Origin of the sequence: Dolichospermum sp. FACHB-1091, from assembly GCF_014697585.1 — a bacterium.
GTDB lineage: Bacteria > Cyanobacteriota > Cyanobacteriia > Cyanobacteriales > Nostocaceae > Dolichospermum.
This window is the reverse complement of the sequence record NZ_JACJSB010000024.1, coordinates 1-17937: the sequence shown is the minus strand read 5'-3', so window position 1 is coordinate 17937 and position 17937 is coordinate 1. Positions and strand designations below refer to the sequence as shown.

Below are 17937 nucleotides of genomic sequence, written 5' to 3'. Positions count from 1 at the left end.
TCAAGCCAGCTATCAGGAGTCAGCTTTATACATTCTGACTTCTGACTCGGTAACTCCTAACTTCAATCATATAACCAGGTATTTTTAGAAAAATCTTCATTATCTTGAGTTGGTTTTTCTTGAAGTCTTTCTATGGATCTATGGGATTTTTTGTATTGAATAGATTTGGAAATTTGACTAGATTGTTGACTAGATTGTTGACTAGTTTGTTGACTAGATTGTTTAAAAACCTTGATTTCTTCTAACAACTGAGAATTAGAATCTGCTAATTGTAATGCTGTTTGTTTCGTTTCATAAAGTTCTTCTGTCAAGCGTTCTGTTAATGCTTTCTTTTCAGAAATTACCATTTGTAAAGCACTAATTTTCTCAATGAGAGTAGATTCTTTTTGTTTTAATGTATCCACGGTTTTTTGCAATTCTTTTATAATTGCTTCCAGTTCCGACTGAGTTTTAATTGTGGTAATGGGAGTCTCAGGGGTTTGTATTTGTGGTTCTAATACTGGTTCAGCAATAATTTCAATTATTGGTTCACCTTGAAGGGGTATAAATTTCTTGCTTTCTTCCTGTGTTAAATTAGAGGTATTTTTTTTAGCCATGAGATTATGAACTCCAATTATATCGTTATTATTCCAGTATAAACCTGGAAGTGACAAAAAAACATAGATACCCAACTTCTTCCATAAATATGATATGAATTGATCTGGATTTATCTGACACAGAGTGGTTTCAGGTTGAAATCATGATGACTGTGAGTATCAGCAAGGTTAAATATCAAACTGTCTTGACTTCCAAGTTTTCTGGAGTGATTTCTAAAGTTGATAAAACTTCTTCCTCAAATAATTCTAAATCAAACCAAAAAGTAGTACCAATACCAACCTCACTGACTAAATTAACTTGACTGTGATGTCTGTCAATAATATTTCTGACAATTGATAAACCTAAACCTGTTCCTTCCAGGGTATGAACCCTATTTTCCACGCGAAAGAAGCGGTCAAAAATCGCTTGTTGATCTTCTGGTGCTATCCCAATTCCTGTATCACCGATTTCAATTCTCACTTTACCAGGTTGATGATAAGAATTAGAATTATCATCTAGTTGATAAGCTCTGATAACTACCTTACCACCTGCGGGAGTAAATTTGAGAGCATTACCAATTAAATTACCAAAAACTTGCAATAATAAATCGTAATTTCCTAAAACTAAAGGTAAATTAGGAGTTAATTCCTGGAATAGTTCCACACCTTTATCTTTAGCATTAAGTTGATAGGTACGTAATGTTTGTTCTAGTGCTTGTGGTAAATCTACCTTATCAAAATTGTAAGTCCTTCCAGATTCAAGTTTTGATAAATCCAAAACGTCATTAACCAAACGGGTAAGTCTGTCAGTTTCATTATTAACTGTTTGCAAAAATTCCTGTCGTTCTTCAATTCCTAAATCTTCACCATAATCATGTAAGGTTTCAATATAGGTTTTGATGTTAAATAATGGTGTTCGTAATTCGTGGGAAATATTGCTAATAAATTGGCTTTTGGCTTCATTTAATTCTACTTCACGGGTAATATCCTGGACGGTAATAGCGATACCTTTAATACTTTCCCGTTGTAGGTTCAAAACAGTTGTTAAAAGAATGCGAACTGTGCGTTGAGTTGGTTGGTTAAGTGGGATACGAAATTCAGCACTTTCACATTCACCAGCCGCCATTTCATATAAAGTCCGGGATATTTCCATTTGCACACTTTGGGGTAAATGGCGTAAAATATTATTACCAACAACATCCATATTTTCCCAATTAAAAATGCGTCTGGCCGTGGGATTAACTAATATCACCTGCATATTATTATCAATCAACACTGCACCATCAGCAATGGTAGAAACTAAGGTTTCTAACTTAGCTTTTTCTGCGGTTAATTCTTCAATATTTTGTTCTTCATAGCGTTCTAAACGTTCGGCCATTTCATTAAAACTAAGAATTAGTTCACCTAATTCACCTCCTAATGGTATATTTATGCGTTGTTTAAAATTACCAGCAGCAATTTGTTTCACACCTACGAGTAATTCCTTGATAGGTTTAGTAATGGTTAAAGCATTAATTACCCCCGCTAAAATTACCATTACCCAAATCGTGATAAAAACCGCCAGGGTAACATCACGGGTGAAATTAGTGGATATGACGGCGGTTTGGTTGGGATTAATACCCACTGCTAATACACCTAAGTATTTTTTATTGACTATCAAGGGAACAAATACATCTGTAACTATCCCGTCAGGAGTATTATGTTGTCTGACCAGAGGCTGATATTCATCACCAGGATAATCTTCTGGTAATTGTATCCGGCGCTTAATACTCAGGGAATCTTCTACCTCTGGCTCCCAAAAAGGAATACCAAAGAAGATTTCCCCAGTTTCGTCAGCGTAAAGCAGATAGCGGACGCTGGTGGTGGTACTATAAAAGCGTTCGGAAAATTGGGCTACCTCAGTCAAGTTATGATCAGCAATTAGGGGGGCGACATTAGCTGCTAACAATAACCCTAAATCACGGCCAAAGCGGGTATCATTAAAACGTGCATCTTGTTGAATTGTGTTCACGGCCCAGAAGGTCAAACCACTCATGACCAGGGAAACCGTCAAGGTAGCGACGGCCAGAAGTTTAGTCTGAAGGGTGAACTCTGACCACCAATTAGCGATCGCTTTTGATACACATGAAGCAAATTCATCTCGGAAATTTCTGAAAAAGTCCAGCATTTTAAAATCCACTTGTTAGTAGTTCCTTGTTTTCTATCCCAAAAACTCAAAATTAAGGGTTAATTTCCTGAAATTTCTAGGAATTGAGGCTGGGGACAGAATATATTTTTTCCTTTACCTCTTCTTTCTTTATTTAACTATGTTTTTAGCCTGATCATGAAAACTTTGATGTTTAGCTTCATTAAATTAAATACCCAAATCCCCGATTTCTATGAAAAGTCAGGGATCTATATCACTTTTTCACTTCTTTACTAAAATATAAGCATTTGTATATTCAGGTAATTTATGAATGTACTGTTGAAAATCTTTTTCACTCGCAAAAGTTCCCGCTAAAAAATCAAGTTGATAAAGGTTGGGTAAAAATGCTCCACCTGTATCCGCAATTACGCCCATTTTTAACCGTTTTTTCCCATTCTGATTATCTTCGATGACAATTATTCTCCCTAAACCAATATTCAGAACATCTCCAGCAAATGTTACTCCTGGTTTAATGGATATTTTGGCATCTATTTTATATCCATAGCCTTTAATTGCATCAACTTCTTTAAAATACCAGTACCGCTTTTGTGAAGTTGCTTTTACTCCCCGAATATAAGACATTCCATTATTTTTATCTACATTTAAAAATTCTTTAGTTCCATCAGTAAAATTAACTAATACTGTTCCCTGCATTAGTGCTGCTTCTAAACCGTTTCTGGTTAAATAAGCAATAGGTTTAACTTTACCAAATTCTTTACCTCCTGGTTCATAAATACCTGATAAAACATCTTGTTTTGTATATTTGGTGTAAAATTTATCCTGGCTTAATTCTTGTTTCAAGGCATAAACTGGTGTATTATATTTAGAGGTTTTTTTTCGAGAACCAGGATGGATAAAAGCCGCATATTTTGTGATTCTTAATTGTTTCTGTTGAGGATTTTCTGGGTTATGTGCTGACCATTTAATCACGCGAAAATTGGTGTTAATAAAATTTGGATCTTGTAACCTAGTTGTCTGTTTCTTAGCAATATCTTCTTCTAAAACTGCGATCATGAAATCTAATGTTTTCAGAATATCTTTAACTGTAACTCCCTGAGTTATTAATATTCCCGTCCTTTGAATATCTGGATCTTCTGAAGCATATTTTTGAAAATATTCTCTGGTATTTGTGAGTACAGATAATAAATCAGTCTGATTAAAATTTATTTGATTATTTGGTAGTTTTCCTGTTGTTAATACCTGATGAGAATTGATACTATATTGATATTGTTTCCATTCATTAATCACTGAATATAATATAGATTTATGAGATGGTTTTTGAGTCAATAAATTATTAGATAATCCTACAATTTGATAATCTACTATTGGGGACAATGATAAATTTTCTGTAGTCTGTTGTTTTTGAATTGGCTGTTTATTCATGAAACCGACTACCAATAAACTGGTAATAAATGCTGTAATTTTGAATTTTTGATTGAATAAGACCCGCATAATTTATCAAGATAAACAATGATTACCCTCTATTCTAACATTATTCCCTGTTATGGGTTAAGTATTCTCAAGCGTCGTAATAATCTCGTCAGTGGTGGTTCGGGTTTGAGTTTAAAGGCTAGAATTTGGGTCTGTTGTAACCTTCTGAAATTATTATCGCTGATCAGAATTAGGGATTGTTCTCCGCTGGGTAATTTTGCTCCCAAGGTTAATCCTTCAATATTATCTAATGATACATTCAAGTTCCGTAGATCTAATAATAGTTTTTTCTCTACTGGTTTAATTTCAGAGGTGTCAACTTTTGCAATGCTGTCGAAATTACGAATATCCGTAGCGTTGTTTAAGGAAATCTGAAATAGAAAAATTGTAAATCCCAAACCTGTAAAACTTCTTTCTATACTGATAAAATGACCTTGATTATCAAGTGCTAATAAATCTGATAAACCACTAGCAAACTTACCAGTAGGATTAAAGAAAGGTTTGACTGGTTGCGTCTGGTAGAGAAATTCCCGTTCTGGCTGCTTGGTTAAGAGGTTATATTCTAAAATCCGACAAGGAGTACCAATACCGCTTTTAGCTTCTTTACCATCTTGAATTAAAGCGTTTTCGGTGGCTGTAAACAGAAATTTTTCATCAGGTGTTATGGTGAGACTTTCAAAACCTAAGTTACTACGGATACCTTTTTTCTTTTGTGGATCTGGTAAAAATTTATCTGGTATGGGTAGGGTACTAATTGTTTGTCCAGAAGCCAAGGAAAATTCATCAATAAAGGGATTTACTTGATTGTATATATAAGCTTCAGATGAGACAAATATAGTATTTTTACTGGTGAATGCAATTCCTTCCGTATCACTAGTATTTGGTAAAAATAGTTGATTATTTGTATTTAATAAGTTTGTTACATTTACGGTAGTAACGCCATTATCCGTTAATTTACCTTGGCTGAGGTCAATTTTAAATGTATAAAAACGAGGAGGTGCTTTTTGCCCTGTATCATCGGATATCAAATAGTATAAATTATTTTTAGCGTCGTAAGTAATTCCCGATAAACCACCAACTTCAGTTTTTTGGAAAGATAAGCCTGTGGGTAAGGTCGCTTCTCCAATAAATTCTACACTACTGACGATTAAAGAGGAAGATGAGAAATGACTAAAGAAAGAACCGATAAGAATGATCACGAGGAAAAGTTTCTGGGGCTTGGGGAGACGTATCATAAACATAAAATAATAGAAGTAAAATTTTTTATAGGTTTATTACCAAATTACCACAATCACCTGGAAAAAAAACTAACTAGCCAATCTTTGACGGTACGGGTGGCGCGACAGTCATCTTCATTGTACTCTTGAATAATTGATAATAATGCGCGATCGCCTGTTTCTAACCATTGATCATACCAATAAATACATTTAGCTCCATTAGCTTCCTGTTCACGCCATTCAAAACCTAGCCAGCGAGCGATAGTTTTTAACGCGTAACTATCTATTGGTAAAACTACGCTTTGAGTTAATTGTTCATATATGTCAACAAACCGATTGAGGACAGGACGTATTTCGCTATAGGGTGTATGGTAAAGTTTCCCAAGTCGTTGAACTGTATCCACTTCATAAGCACAAAAATGATAAATTGGTGCTTGCGGGTATTGACTGACTAAAGCTAAAAATTGCTGCCAAATTAATTGTTCTTGATCTGGTGTTTCGGCTAAAAAGGAGTAAAATTGTTCAGTGTTGGCAATTCTATCCACAACTAAAACACCTAAAAGATAATTTAAATTTAAATCTGGCTGGGCTTCAATATCAAAATAAAGTTCAATAGGGGCTACAAAAGTCAGATATTCTGGAGAACAAGGATCAGGAAGGGTTAAAGGTTGTTTATTTAACACAGATTGGGCTTGAATAACTAATTTACCAGCTATATTACTATCAAACCCTGTCAGATTTTCTAAGTTGCTGGGTTGGGTACAAGCAAGTGCTTCTAAACTGGTAATATCCAGGTTTTGCAGTTGTGTGTAGCGAATAGGTGTTACACCTGGTAACAAAGAAAGGTGTTGTTGAGCTTGAGCGATTCCATAACAATGATTATACCAATGACAAAGGTTACATTTTTGCCGGGAAATAAAAACTTCCGGCGGATTTACCGAATCAATTACTTGAGTATATTCATCGAGAATATCCAGCATTTGTGGTATCCATTTATCTAAATCCACCAAATGTGTTTTGTCTTTATTTCGCAATATCAGCCCTGCTTTTTCCAAAATTATATCCTGAACCGTGGCTAAAACTTGGGCATGAAAAGCAATCACTACTTGATATTCTTGTTTAGGACGTTTACCCAATTCAATATTCACCGGCACATAGTTCCAGTTTCCAAACCGGGACTTTCCCGGCTGTTTGACAAGTAAGTCCGGGCGACTAAGTAAGCTATATTTTTCATTATAAGTAGTTAATAGTACACCATGATGAATATAACTTACACCTCGCTGCATTAATTCTATAGTAGCTGCTGCTGCTGCTTGCCAATTTCCTGAAGGATAATCAGGCTCATAGTAACTTAATTTTGTGACTATCCGCTGATGATTCAGGTTTTTGTCTTGTTGTAACTTTAATACCAACTCATTGCGAATATCTCGCTGATGATAATCACCGTGAGTGTCTAAAAAAGAACGTCGCTGACAGCGTTGAAATTGTAGTAAAAGTTGAGCATTAATTAACATCCTTTTAAGCTAACAATAGTTCAGAAGATATGGAAGTAGCTGTAACCGCAAAATTAATTATATTTTCCATGATAAACTCAAAAATAGTAAAGCTGATTTTGTAGCCGCGCTAAAAATAATTAATAACCAAGTAGGTAGAGTAGAAAATTTATCAATATGTAACAATATGTAAATTCATGGTCTATCTTCTTATAAATAATGCTATGATAGAGGGCGTGCGCGGGTGTAATTCAGTGGTAGAATGTCATCTTCCCATGGTGAACGTCGTGGGTTCGAGTCCCATCGCCCGCTTTTTATGATTCCTATATAACCTATATTCTGCACCCCAGGTGTCAGAATTGGTAATTTCGGATTTTTGAGCACCTCAAAGGATAAATTTTAGATAGGGATAGCGAAGTGCTGCTACAAGCAGTTCTCAAGTCTCCAAAAGACCAATTTTCGTTATGTGACAGTTTAGGGTACGGAAGGTGGATTTTATGGCTACGCCATGTAAGCTATCAGCCAGCCCTATATAGTATTCATATAACTTTCTAAAGCTACTCCACCCATGAAAAAATTGCAAATTGATTTTAACCATCAAGCCATTTATAACAGTCGTGAAAATGGCTATCTTAAATTTCAACTTAATCAACAGACAGGTGCTATTTTATCCATCACTTATACTCAAGAGGCAATTGTTATACCAATTTCATTGGTTACATCTATTCCGAATATGCCTGCTTGTATATTAGGATTGATGAATTGGCGCAGTCATATAATTTGGGTAGTTGATTTACAGAAGATGTTTAATTTAGAACATCTTAATCATCAATTGCATCAGTATAATATCATTGTTATTCAAGTAGAAGCAATGATTTTAGGTTTAGTTGTCCAAGAAATTCAAGGGACAACTAAGTTTATTCCTGATGATATTCGTTCTCCTGTAGGACAAGTAGCATCTAGTTTAGTACCTTATTTATGTGGTTGCGTGGTGCAAGAAGAAGAAATATTATTAGTATTGGATGCGGTACATATTTTAGAGTCAGCTATTCTGTTCACTAATAATTAATGTGCTAATACGCACGAAATCGGGTTAAAATGTTTTTATTTTATGGATGCATTGTGAGGAGTGTATGTTTAATAAAACTAATATCAAAAAAAGTGGTGATTCTGAAAATCAAGCATCTTTAATGTCTCCAGCAAAAGTTATTGATAGTAGAGGGAAAAATTCTAGTTATCCGCAAGATTTGGAGCATAGAGTGAAATATTCACGCAAATTTAAATTGAGTATACAAGCTACAATTTTTTTTATAGCTATTGGGACTTTACCAGTATTCGGAATGGCCTCCATGGCTTATGTTTTTGGTAGCAAATTGATTAATAAACAAATTATTATATCCCAAGAAACTAAAGCAATTGGCTTAAGTGATGAGGTTAATAGTTTTATTAGACAACGCTATCAAGATATTCAGGTATTGTCTAATATAACATTTTTAAGTAATAAAAATACCAGAAAAAAACCAGGATCAGAAAAATTGATAAAAGTAATAAAATCGAGGAAAACAGACAAATTTGATGCTAGTATAATTAACATAAAAACACAAGCCGCTTTAGATAGCTTGATGAAAAATGGTAAGGTTTATGATAGCATTGCTGTATTTGATTTCCATGGAAAAGTGATTATGAAATCAGAAGGAGAATCTTTAAGTTCAGAAAAAGAACTTACCTATTTCCAAGAGGTAATTAAACAAGATGCTCCTATTATTAGTCCACCAGAAATAGTTGAAAATATAGGCGCGGTGATTTATGTAGCAGCACCAATAAAGGATGGATTTAATGGTAATACTATTGGTATAGTAAGAACCCGTACACCTTTAAAAGTTTTAGAAGAATTAGTCAGAAGTTATATAGATGATACTCAGGAATATTATCTTTTAGATAAAAAAGGGAGAATTTTAATTAGTTCCTATCAAAATTTATTTGGCCAAGATTTTCAGGGTATTTATCCTAGTTTAGCTAATGTTGTAAGTGCTAAAGATACTGCAATATTTACGGAGGTTTCCCAAAATAATCAAAGTCAGCAATTAAAATTAATTACTTATTTACCATTAGGGAAATTATCAGTTTTGCAGGATATAAATTGGCAGTTAATTGTCGAAAAGGATACAGGGATCGCCTTAAAGCCACAAAGAGAATTTTTGCTATTAATTGTTATTACAACATCAGGAATTGCGTTATTGACGACATTATTTGCAGCTTGGTTAGCCCAGAGAAATATAGAGATAAAAAATGTAGAAGTAAATAGTGAATCTAACACTGATAAAGAGACTGTAAACCGGCAATATTTATCAAATAATCTTCAGGATATTGTGAATCAAATGCAACAGGCTGTTAGTGAAGCTGAACAAACTAACCATAGCTTAGAAACTATTGAAAATATGACTATTGCAATGGAATCTATAGCTAATATAAGCAAGCAAACTATTACTATAGTCAATGATATTAATCATGGTGCTACTGAAACTGGAGCAGCGATAGATTTAACATTGCAAAACATTTTTTTATTCCAAGAAACAGTTACTGAAATAGCTAAAAAAGTGAGGCGTTTAGGAGAATCCTCTCAACAGATTTCCCGTGTAGTTTCTGTAATTAATCAAATTGCTATACAAACTAATTTATTAGCAATTAATGCGGGAATTGAAGCTGCAAGAGTCGGAGAAGAGGGACAAGGTTTCGCTGTAGTTGCTGAAGAGGTAGGAGAATTAGCCGCCAGAATTGCAGCTGCAACTCAAGAAACTGAGGAAATAATTGCAAAAATTCAACGAGAAACTGGCGAAGTAATACAAGGGATGACAATGGGAAATAATCAAGTATTTGCAAGTATCAATACTATTAAAAACGCCAGGGAAAATTTACAGCAAATTCTTGATGTATCAATACAAATGGATAATTTAGTGCAGTCAATTTTAAGTGCAACTACATCTCAGGTGCAAACATCACAAAATCCCGATCATTACCACCAAATTTCTCAATCTTTGGAAAAACAAATGGAAATTTCTCAGGAGTTAAAAGAGACTGTCGAAACTTTCCCAGTTAATTGATATTGTGATTCTGGAACTAATAACTAATGATTAAGGACTAATAACTAATGACAGAAGATAAAGAATTGGAAATCCAGATGCAATTTTTAGAAGAAGCAACTGATTATCTGAATATTTTAGAAGGGATATTACTAGAATTTGACACCTGTAAACCGATTGAATTAGAAAACATTAATACTGCAATGCGAGCCGCCCATTCTATTAAAGGTGGAGCGGCTATGATGGGATTTAGCGTATTAAGTGATTTAGCTCATCGTCTGGAAGATGCTTTTAAAGTTTTAAAAACTCAGAAAAATTCCCTACAACTTGATACTCATTTACAAAGTTTATTCCTATCCGGTGTTGATTGTCTACGGCGGATTGTTGAATTATTCTCAAAGGGTAAAAATCTAGATCATAGTTGGCTAATAGAATTTTGTTACCCAATTTTTGATCAACTTTATGAGCGTTTAGGTGAACCATCTTCAGAGAATATTACAACATTAATATCATCAGAAGATAATCAAGAAATTATCCCTTTATTGTTTGAAACTGAAGTTGAAGAGTATTTAAAAAATCTAGAATCTCGACTGAAAAATAGTAATAAATCGGGGTTAAGATCCGAATTGTTGATTATGTCCACTGAGTTAAGCGGGCTAGGAGAAATGCTAAATTTAAAAGCATTTACCCAACTATGTGAATCAGTTAGTCATTACTTAGAAAAGTATCCTGATTGCTGTGTAGAAATTGGCAATTTAGCATTAAAAGCTTGGAGACAATCTCAAGCTTTAGTATTAAGTAATCAAGGTAGTAATTTACCTACAAATATTGATTTTTGTGATGTTATTAATGATAGTAATCATCCAGATATATCATCAAATCCCCAAGGTAATTTGTTGAATAAAACGAAACTTATTAGTTATGATGAGCAATTATTTGTAGATATAGAACTACCTCCAGAAATTAAGTCCGTTGAATTTGTTGACTTGAATAGATTTTCGGTTTCAGAAAATCAGCTTAGAGATACAGACTATAAATATAGTGAACAGCGCAAAGCTGATATTAATTCACATACTAAAGAACGGGAAAATCAGGAAAATACAGTTAGAGTTCCTAGTAAAAATTTAGAGAAAATTCATGATTTGTTTGGAGAAATTATTATTCAAAAAAATGGGTTAAATGTCCAAATTCAAAGATTAAGTAAATTGGTTCGTAGTCTCAGTCAGCGAGTCGAAATTCTTGATCAAGAAAATCAAGAACTACGGACAGCTTATGCAAAAATGATGACTCATAATCATCTAAAAGAGAAGTTAGTCAATCATAGTAATCAAGAAATAGAAAATAACTTTTTGGAAGAAGATTGCTATCAAAAATTAAATTTGTTGTCTCAGGATGTCATGGAAACTATTGTTCAAGTTGCAGAACTTACCAGTGATATTCAATTAAGTGTGGACGATACAGACCAAATAGCGCGGAAACTGAATAAAACTTCTAAACAATTACAAAGACAATTAACTCAAGCGAGAATGCGTCCTTTCTCGGATTTGGTCGAGCGTTTTCCTAGAGCTATTAGAGATTTGAATGTGGAGTATGGAAAAAATGTGCAGTTAAAAATTGAAGGTGGTAATACTTTAATTGAAAGGAGTATTTTGGAATCATTAAATGAGCCTTTAATGCACTTATTACGCAATGCTTTTGATCATGGAATTGAAGATCCTGTTACCCGTCAAATTCAAGGAAAACCCGAACAAGGCTTGATTGAAATAAAGGCATTTTACCATAGTAATCGCACAATTATTACTATTCGTGATGATGGTCGAGGTATTTCTTTAGACAAAATTCGTCACCGCGCTTTAACAATGGGATTAGATGATTCTTTATTAGCAAATGCGAGTGATGAAGAAATACTATCATTAATTTTTGAAGCAGGTTTCAGTACATCAGAACAGATAACAGCTTTATCTGGTCGGGGTGTGGGAATGGATGTAGTGCGTAACAAACTCAAATTAGCGCGAGGTGATGTAAATGTTGATACTAAATTAGGAGTAGGGACTACCTTTACTTTATCAGTACCATTTACTTTGTCAGTAGGCCGGGTATTACTAGTAGAGAGCGATCGCCTATTGTTAGCATTTTATACAGATGTGGTAGAGGAAATTTTCTTACTAGAAAATCAGCAAATCTTTCTCCAGAATGATAAAGAATTTATCAAATGGCAAGATATGCAAATACCATTACTGCGTCTAAATAGTTACTTTGAGTTTAATTGTCCCCGCTCCAATAATTTAGAGTTAGAAACTCCGCCCATAATTAATGCTACAAGTGTATTAATAGTTAAAGATGATCATAAACACGTCGGAGTGCAGGTAGAACGCTGCTGGGGTGAACAGGAAGTGGCTATTCGTCAAGTAGAAGGCAATATTCCTTTACCGACCGGTTTTAATAACTGTACAATTCTGGGTGATGGTCGGGTAGTTCCCCTAGTTAATACTAATGATTTAGTATCATGGATTACTACTGGCAAACGTCCCCAGGTGAGTCATAAGTTACCCACAACAAGATTAAAAACTCCTTTCTTAAAACCGTCAAAAGTAGCAATTTCAAGTAAACCCCCCCGTCAAAAAGGGAAAATTTTGATTGTGGATGACTCCATTAATGTGCGTCGCTACTTAGCCCTAACCCTAGAAAAAGGTGGGTATCAAGTAGAACAAGGGAAAGATGGTCAAGATGGCTTAGAAAAGCTAGAAAATGGGTTACAAGTCCAAGGGGTAATCTGCGACATTGAAATGCCCAGAATGGATGGTTATAGCTTTTTAGAGCGAATTAATGCTAATAGAGACTTGAGAGATATTCCTGTAATTATGCTGACATCTCGCAGTAGTAATAAACATCGTCAACTAGCGATGAAATTAGGGGCAAAAGCCTATTTTTCCAAGCCTTATAATGAACAAGAACTATTACAGACATTAGCGGAGATAATTTTTCAGACAGCAGAAACAAAGTCATCAAATTAGGAAATTAATGTAAAGGTATTTCTATGTTAATTTGGTGAATATTGGGCAAAAATATTTGAAGAGTAAGCTTTATTTTTAGATGATACAGCACTTCCCGATGTTATGAGGTACAAGAACCCCACCCCCAACCCCCTCCAATATCAAAAATTTATCCTTTTCTTCCCCCCGCTGCGGGGGGATTGAGGGGGGTGCGAGGAGGGGGCTTAAGATGTACCTCATAAGAGCGGAAACCCCTGTAATATTTCTGTAGAAGGAAAAACAACAAATGGAATAACTACAGGTAAATATTCATGGGTATAATTCTCTCTTACTTTCGCTCGATAAAATTCTTCTATACTACCTACTAATATTTTAGAAATACTCACTCTCCAATCTTTGAAGTAGTCATCAGGATGGGAAAATGTATGTTCACTATCAGCAGTCACTAAAATAATGTCTCGATTAGAAATTAGTCGTAGTTCACTTTCAAAGTCTGCGAAAGCACCAAAAATAGTTCTTGTCACTGAGTTTTTCAACGCTGAAGCTTCTTTACCTGTTAGGTAGCAGCTATCTTTAATTTTATCAGCGTCTCGACTATATTTATCTACAGCATCATGAATATTTTGTCTGTTTAACTCAATATAGTTAAGAGTGACATTATTTTGATCTCCATCAGATAAAATACACTCAGAGATTTTTTTAAAAATTGCTATATCAGTCCCTCCATCTCCGATAATACCGATATTTCTTGTTAACATCACATTTTTCCTCATTACTCACCTGATTAACCAATTGTCCCTTCATACCACAATTCTGCTAACTGATATTTTGGTATCTCTACTGTCTTTTTACCTGTAGTTTCATCCTCTATAATTTCACCTTCTACACTACCTATACCTACAAGTGTTTCTAGAGATGTATTGAGATTTCTAACATCACTCTTTCTATTGCGTTTTTCTAACCGCACTGTATAAACATGATCTAAAGATTATGAAATTCGCGTAAAACAGAGGGACTATGGGAAGTAATGATAAATTGAGATGTAAAACCTTCTGAAGTTGGAGATGTCATTTGCCAAATCCAACGCATTAATTCTTGAATATTTCCAGGATTGACACCATTTTCAATTTCTTCTAAAAGTATCAAACTCGGTGTTCTATAAATAGAAGCAAGAAGACTGATAGCTGCTGCTTTCATAAATCCATCTGAAACCGCATCTGGTGGAAATTCTTGTAGTGAATTATTTTGCCCAAGATCGAAAATCCACGCAAGTTTTGAAATTTTATCATTATACCGAACACCGTGAAAGTTATGATCAAATCGCCTCATCAAAGCAGTAAATCTTGTAAATGTCCGTTCTTCTTTTTCTTTGATATATTTAATAACTGCTTGTAGTCCACGACCTGTACTACCTAATTCAGAAGGAATTTTAATAAAATCACTCTTGTTTCTTTCATCCTGAGCATCATCAATATCATGAATTTGATCATCTTTAACTAGACCTTTAAGAAAAGCTGGTTGGAAGTGATAACTATATGTGTTTGCAAAATCACCAAAAAAATCTCTACATAGTTTTTTTTCTGCTGTTTGCAAAGATGTGTTATCTTCAATATTTTGTCTTAAAGCAATTAAATTAGTTGGCTGATCATATCCACTGACAATTATTTTTTCATCATTATTATCTAGTTTAAATGTTATTTTTTCTTTGCAACTAGCAGATTCTGGAAAACTTTTATTCTCATGTAATTCTATTTCATAAATAATACTGCCATTGGAGTTATTCCAAGATATTTTAAATCCCATTGGTTCGCCATCAGCTAGTCTATAACGATGAGCATATAAGTCTCTGTGGACATTAACTGTTTTTCTAGCATTAGCATTTCCAGGGCGGCCTCTTCTGACAAGACTACAAAAATGTTGTATACCTGCTAGAAGATTAGACTTGCCTGAATTATTATTACCAATTAATAAGGTGACTGGATGAAGTTCTACAGTGGTCAGCTTATGGGTTTTAAAGTTTTTAAGTGTAACTTGTGTAAACATAATTGTTTTCTGGCAATAGCTTAAATTTTAATTACATTATTACTGTTGATAGCAATTTGAGAATTAACTTGCTAAAAATTAACTTTAACTAAAATTACCGTAGCGATGCCTACTAGCAAGGCATCGCGGATTTTAGATTTGTGATTGATCCGTAATCTAAAATCTAAAATCCAACAGGGGATTTAATGGTTTACCGCTGCTGCTTCCCGTGCTGCTGCTGCTTGATCTGGGTGAATATTCAAGCGTGTGAGGTTAATTCGACCTTTATTGTCAATTTCTCGCACTTTGACAATCACTTCATCACCAACAGCGACCTCATCTTCAACTTTACCAACGCGGTAGTCAGCGAGTTGAGAAATGTGAATCATGCCTTCTTTTCCGGGCAAAAATTCCACAAAAGCGCCAATAGGTATAATCCGGGTAACACGACCGATATAAACATCACCTTCATGGAGTTTACGAGTCATGCCTTGAACAATGTTCCGTGCTTTCTTAGCCCTATTTTCATCAACTGCGGAAATAGTGACAGTACCATCATCTTGGATGTCAATTTTTGCACCAGTTTCTTCAGTGATGCCCTTAATGGTTTTACCACCAGGTCCAATGACTAGACCAATCATGTCAGGATCGATCTTAATTGTCAACAGCCGAGGGGCAAAGGGTGAAGTTTCTTCCCTGGGGGTGTCAATAGTCTGGAGCATTTTTTCCAGGATGTGCAACCGCGCTGGTCTGGCTTGGTGAACAGCGTCGGCGATGACTTCTAAAGACAACCCGGATATTTTCATATCCATTTGCAAAGCGGTAATACCAGTATCAGTACCGGCAACTTTGAAATCCATATCACCTAAAAAGTCTTCAATGCCCTGAATATCGGTAAGGATTCGCACTTCGTCCCCTTCCTTAATCAAGCCCATAGCCGCACCGCTGACGGGTTTAGTAATTGGTACACCAGCATCCATCAAGGATAAACTAGAACCGCAAACTGAACCCATGGAAGTAGAACCGTTGGAAGAAAGCACCTCGGAAACTACGCGAATTACGTAGGGAAATTTATCTTTAGGTGGCAATACAGGCAACAATGCTCTTTCCGCTAATGCACCATGTCCGATTTCTCTTCTCCCGGGGGCGCGTAAGGGTTTGGTTTCGCCGACGGAGAAGGGTGGGAAGTTATAGTGATGTAGATAACGTTTAGCTTGGTCTAGTTGCAAGTCATCGTTAAGATTTTGAGCGTCTCCGGGAGTTCCCAGAGTACACATTGATAATACTTGAGTCAGTCCCCGGTTAAATAAACCACTGCCATGTACTCGTTTGGGTATTATACCAACTCGACAAGATATAGGACGGACTTCATCAAGTTTACGCCCATCAACGCGCACATTATCTTCGATAATTTGACGGCGCATGAAGTATTTGGTAATGCTTTTAAAAGTATTACTAAGGGCGTTGGAGTCTGCTGTTGCGGCGATGCGAATGGGGTCTTCTTCTGATAAAGCTTTGATTTCATCAGATATACTATCCTTAACTGCATCTAGGGCAATATCACGATCAGTTTTAGTTAACTCAAATTGCGCTAAGATTTTCTTAATCTCTTGATTAGCGCGATCGCGGATATAATTTTCTAAAGTCTGATCTGGTTCGGGTGGTGCTTCTTGCACAAGTTTTAAACCTAATTCATCCAGCAAATCTAATTGGGCTTGAATTAAATCCCGTACAGCTTCATAGCCAAAATCAATCGCTTCAATAATATCTCGCTCTGGCAATTGATTTGCACCGGCTTCCACCATGATCACCCCATCAGGTGAACCAGCCACGACTAAATCCAAATCTCCCGCTTCAATTTCTGCGTAGGTAGGGTTAATAATAAAATCATCACCCACTAAACCTACTCGCACAGCGGCCATTGGTCCATTAAATGGAATTTGGGCAATGAGGGTAGCAATTGAAGCACCTGTCACTGCTAACACATCGGGAGGGACCTGTTCATCCATGGACATAGTTAAGGCCACAACTTGCAAATCATCCCGTAACCAGGAAGGGAATAAAGGACGCAGCGGGCGGTCAATCAAACGACTGGTAAGAATGGCCTTTTCCGGTGGACGACCTTCCCGGCGCATGATTCCTCCGGGGATTCTTCCCGCCGCATACAGTCTTTCTTCATAATCTACCGTCAGTGGCAAAAAATCAACACCTTCGCGGGCTGCTGACCTTGTGGCTGTCACTAAAACAGTTGTATCCCCTGATTGTATCAAAACCGACCCACCTGCTTGGGGGGCTAGTAGGCCAACCGTCAGTCGAATATCCCGTCCATCAAAGGATATTGACTTTTCAAATTCTGCCATTCAGTTTTTTTTCCTTCTCTTACGCGTTTCTCACTCTGTGGCAATCCTAACATTTATGCAGTCTAGACGGCTTGTGTCATGAACAAACATAAAACAAAATTTCCTAAGTTAGCAGTACAGTAGGCTTTATATCTGGGTTTGTCATCTCAGCTATATTTTTCAGAAGGATTTCATCATAGTTCATCAATCAATTAAGATGTAATTAACTGTATGGTAATTCTCAAAAAAGGAATGGTAAACCCAAGCTATACAGCACTTCCCGATGTTATGAGGCACAAGAACCCCACCCCCAACCCCCTCCCCGCAAGCGATGAGGGGGCTTAAGATCTACCTCATTCAAGTGCATACCGCTATATATTAAATTGTATCAGGATCTATATTTAATTCCCGCAATTTTGCTGCTAAACGTTCTGACTTTCTCGCTTCTTTTTCTGCGGTTTCTTCAGGTGTGGGAACTAGCTCTCCTGTTGGTGTAAAATACCGTAATAGTCCTTGATCAATTCCTAAATATAAACCTAGCTGACGACTCCACAAATGTCCTTGCTGATTTTCTTCTAAAGGTTGATATTCTCCGTCTACTA

General features: G+C 35.7%; 12 protein-coding genes, 1 tRNA gene and 1 pseudogene. 4 read left to right on the top strand and 10 right to left on the bottom strand.

The genetic code is table 11. The annotated features are described in order from the left end of the window. Positions 1–62: 62 nt before the first annotated feature. The 5 genes from H6G25_RS15190 to H6G25_RS15170 form a co-directional block, all read right to left on the bottom strand. Positions 63–596, bottom strand: a complete 534-nt coding sequence (locus H6G25_RS15190) for a hypothetical protein (RefSeq protein ID WP_190393210.1) — start codon at positions 594–596, stop codon at positions 63–65. 175 nt (positions 597–771) lie between these two features. After that, the gene (nblS, locus tag H6G25_RS15185; RefSeq protein WP_190393209.1) at positions 772–2742 is read right to left on the bottom strand and encodes a two-component system sensor histidine kinase NblS; all 1971 of its coding nucleotides are present in this window, start codon (positions 2740–2742) and stop codon (positions 772–774) included. Positions 2743–2982: 240 nt separating this feature from the next. After that, a complete protein-coding gene (locus H6G25_RS15180; protein ID WP_190393208.1) occupies positions 2983–4212 on the bottom strand; it encodes a hypothetical protein in 1230 nt (409 codons plus the stop codon). Between the two features lie 50 nt (positions 4213–4262). Then, the gene (locus H6G25_RS15175) at positions 4263–5432 is read right to left on the bottom strand and encodes an esterase-like activity of phytase family protein (protein WP_190393207.1); all 1170 of its coding nucleotides are present in this window, start codon (positions 5430–5432) and stop codon (positions 4263–4265) included. A gap of 50 nt (positions 5433–5482) precedes the next feature. Next, on the bottom strand, positions 5483–6922 hold the full coding sequence (locus H6G25_RS15170; protein ID WP_190393206.1) for a TM0106 family RecB-like putative nuclease: 1440 nt from the start codon (positions 6920–6922) through the stop codon (positions 5483–5485). 219 nt (positions 6923–7141) lie between these two features. Between H6G25_RS15170 and H6G25_RS15165 the strand changes: the two genes are divergently transcribed. From H6G25_RS15165 to H6G25_RS15150, 4 genes are all read left to right on the top strand, one after another. Beyond that, positions 7142–7213, top strand: a tRNA-Gly gene (locus tag H6G25_RS15165). Positions 7214–7469: 256 nt separating this feature from the next. Further along, positions 7470–7970: a chemotaxis protein CheW gene (locus H6G25_RS15160; RefSeq protein WP_190393205.1), complete on the top strand. Its 501-nt coding sequence runs from the start codon at positions 7470–7472 to the stop codon at positions 7968–7970. Positions 7971–8034: 64 nt separating this feature from the next. Continuing rightward, the gene (locus H6G25_RS15155) at positions 8035–10002 is read left to right on the top strand and encodes a methyl-accepting chemotaxis protein (RefSeq protein WP_190393204.1); all 1968 of its coding nucleotides are present in this window, start codon (positions 8035–8037) and stop codon (positions 10000–10002) included. Positions 10003–10049: 47 nt separating this feature from the next. Further along, positions 10050–12995, top strand: a complete 2946-nt coding sequence (locus H6G25_RS15150) for a hybrid sensor histidine kinase/response regulator (RefSeq protein WP_190393203.1) — start codon at positions 10050–10052, stop codon at positions 12993–12995. A gap of 215 nt (positions 12996–13210) precedes the next feature. Here the strand turns inward: H6G25_RS15150 and H6G25_RS15145 are convergent, their stop codons facing one another. The 5 genes and pseudogenes from H6G25_RS15145 to H6G25_RS15130 all read right to left on the bottom strand — a co-directional run. Continuing rightward, positions 13211–13735, bottom strand: coding sequence for a hypothetical protein (locus tag H6G25_RS15145; protein ID WP_190393202.1), 525 nt, complete (start codon positions 13733–13735; stop codon positions 13211–13213). Positions 13736–13758: 23 nt separating this feature from the next. Continuing rightward, a complete protein-coding gene (locus H6G25_RS21290; RefSeq protein ID WP_242034987.1) occupies positions 13759–13941 on the bottom strand; it encodes a hypothetical protein in 183 nt (60 codons plus the stop codon). A 14-nt stretch (positions 13942–13955) separates the two neighbouring features. Then, a complete protein-coding gene (locus H6G25_RS15140; protein ID WP_242034986.1) occupies positions 13956–15017 on the bottom strand; it encodes an ATP-binding protein in 1062 nt (353 codons plus the stop codon). Positions 15018–15199: 182 nt separating this feature from the next. Beyond that, positions 15200–17356 carry a polyribonucleotide nucleotidyltransferase gene (locus H6G25_RS15135; RefSeq protein WP_190393201.1) on the bottom strand — a complete coding sequence of 719 codons (2157 nt, stop codon included), beginning with the start codon at positions 17354–17356 and terminating at the stop codon, positions 15200–15202. A gap of 357 nt (positions 17357–17713) precedes the next feature. Further along, a pseudogene (locus H6G25_RS15130) lies at positions 17714–17937 on the bottom strand (Uma2 family endonuclease); the annotation flags it as partial.

Bases quoted from the DNA above. Each gene is read 5' to 3' on its own strand.
- H6G25_RS15190 (WP_190393210.1), bottom strand. From the start codon at position 596: ATGGCTAAAAAAAATACCTCTAATTTAACACAGGAAGAAAGCAAGAAA.
- nblS (WP_190393209.1), bottom strand. From the start codon at position 2,742: ATGCTGGACTTTTTCAGAAATTTCCGAGATGAATTTGCTTCATGTGTA.
- H6G25_RS15180 (WP_190393208.1), bottom strand. From the start codon at position 4,212: ATGCGGGTCTTATTCAATCAAAAATTCAAAATTACAGCATTTATTACC.
- H6G25_RS15175 (WP_190393207.1), bottom strand. From the start codon at position 5,432: ATGTTTATGATACGTCTCCCCAAGCCCCAGAAACTTTTCCTCGTGATC.
- H6G25_RS15170 (WP_190393206.1), bottom strand. From the start codon at position 6,922: ATGTTAATTAATGCTCAACTTTTACTACAATTTCAACGCTGTCAGCGA.
- H6G25_RS15160 (WP_190393205.1), top strand. From the start codon at position 7,470: ATGAAAAAATTGCAAATTGATTTTAACCATCAAGCCATTTATAACAGT.
- H6G25_RS15155 (WP_190393204.1), top strand. From the start codon at position 8,035: ATGTTTAATAAAACTAATATCAAAAAAAGTGGTGATTCTGAAAATCAA.
- H6G25_RS15150 (WP_190393203.1), top strand. From the start codon at position 10,050: ATGACAGAAGATAAAGAATTGGAAATCCAGATGCAATTTTTAGAAGAA.
- H6G25_RS15140 (WP_242034986.1), bottom strand. From the start codon at position 15,017: ATGTTTACACAAGTTACACTTAAAAACTTTAAAACCCATAAGCTGACC.
- H6G25_RS15135 (WP_190393201.1), bottom strand. From the start codon at position 17,356: ATGGCAGAATTTGAAAAGTCAATATCCTTTGATGGACGGGATATTCGA.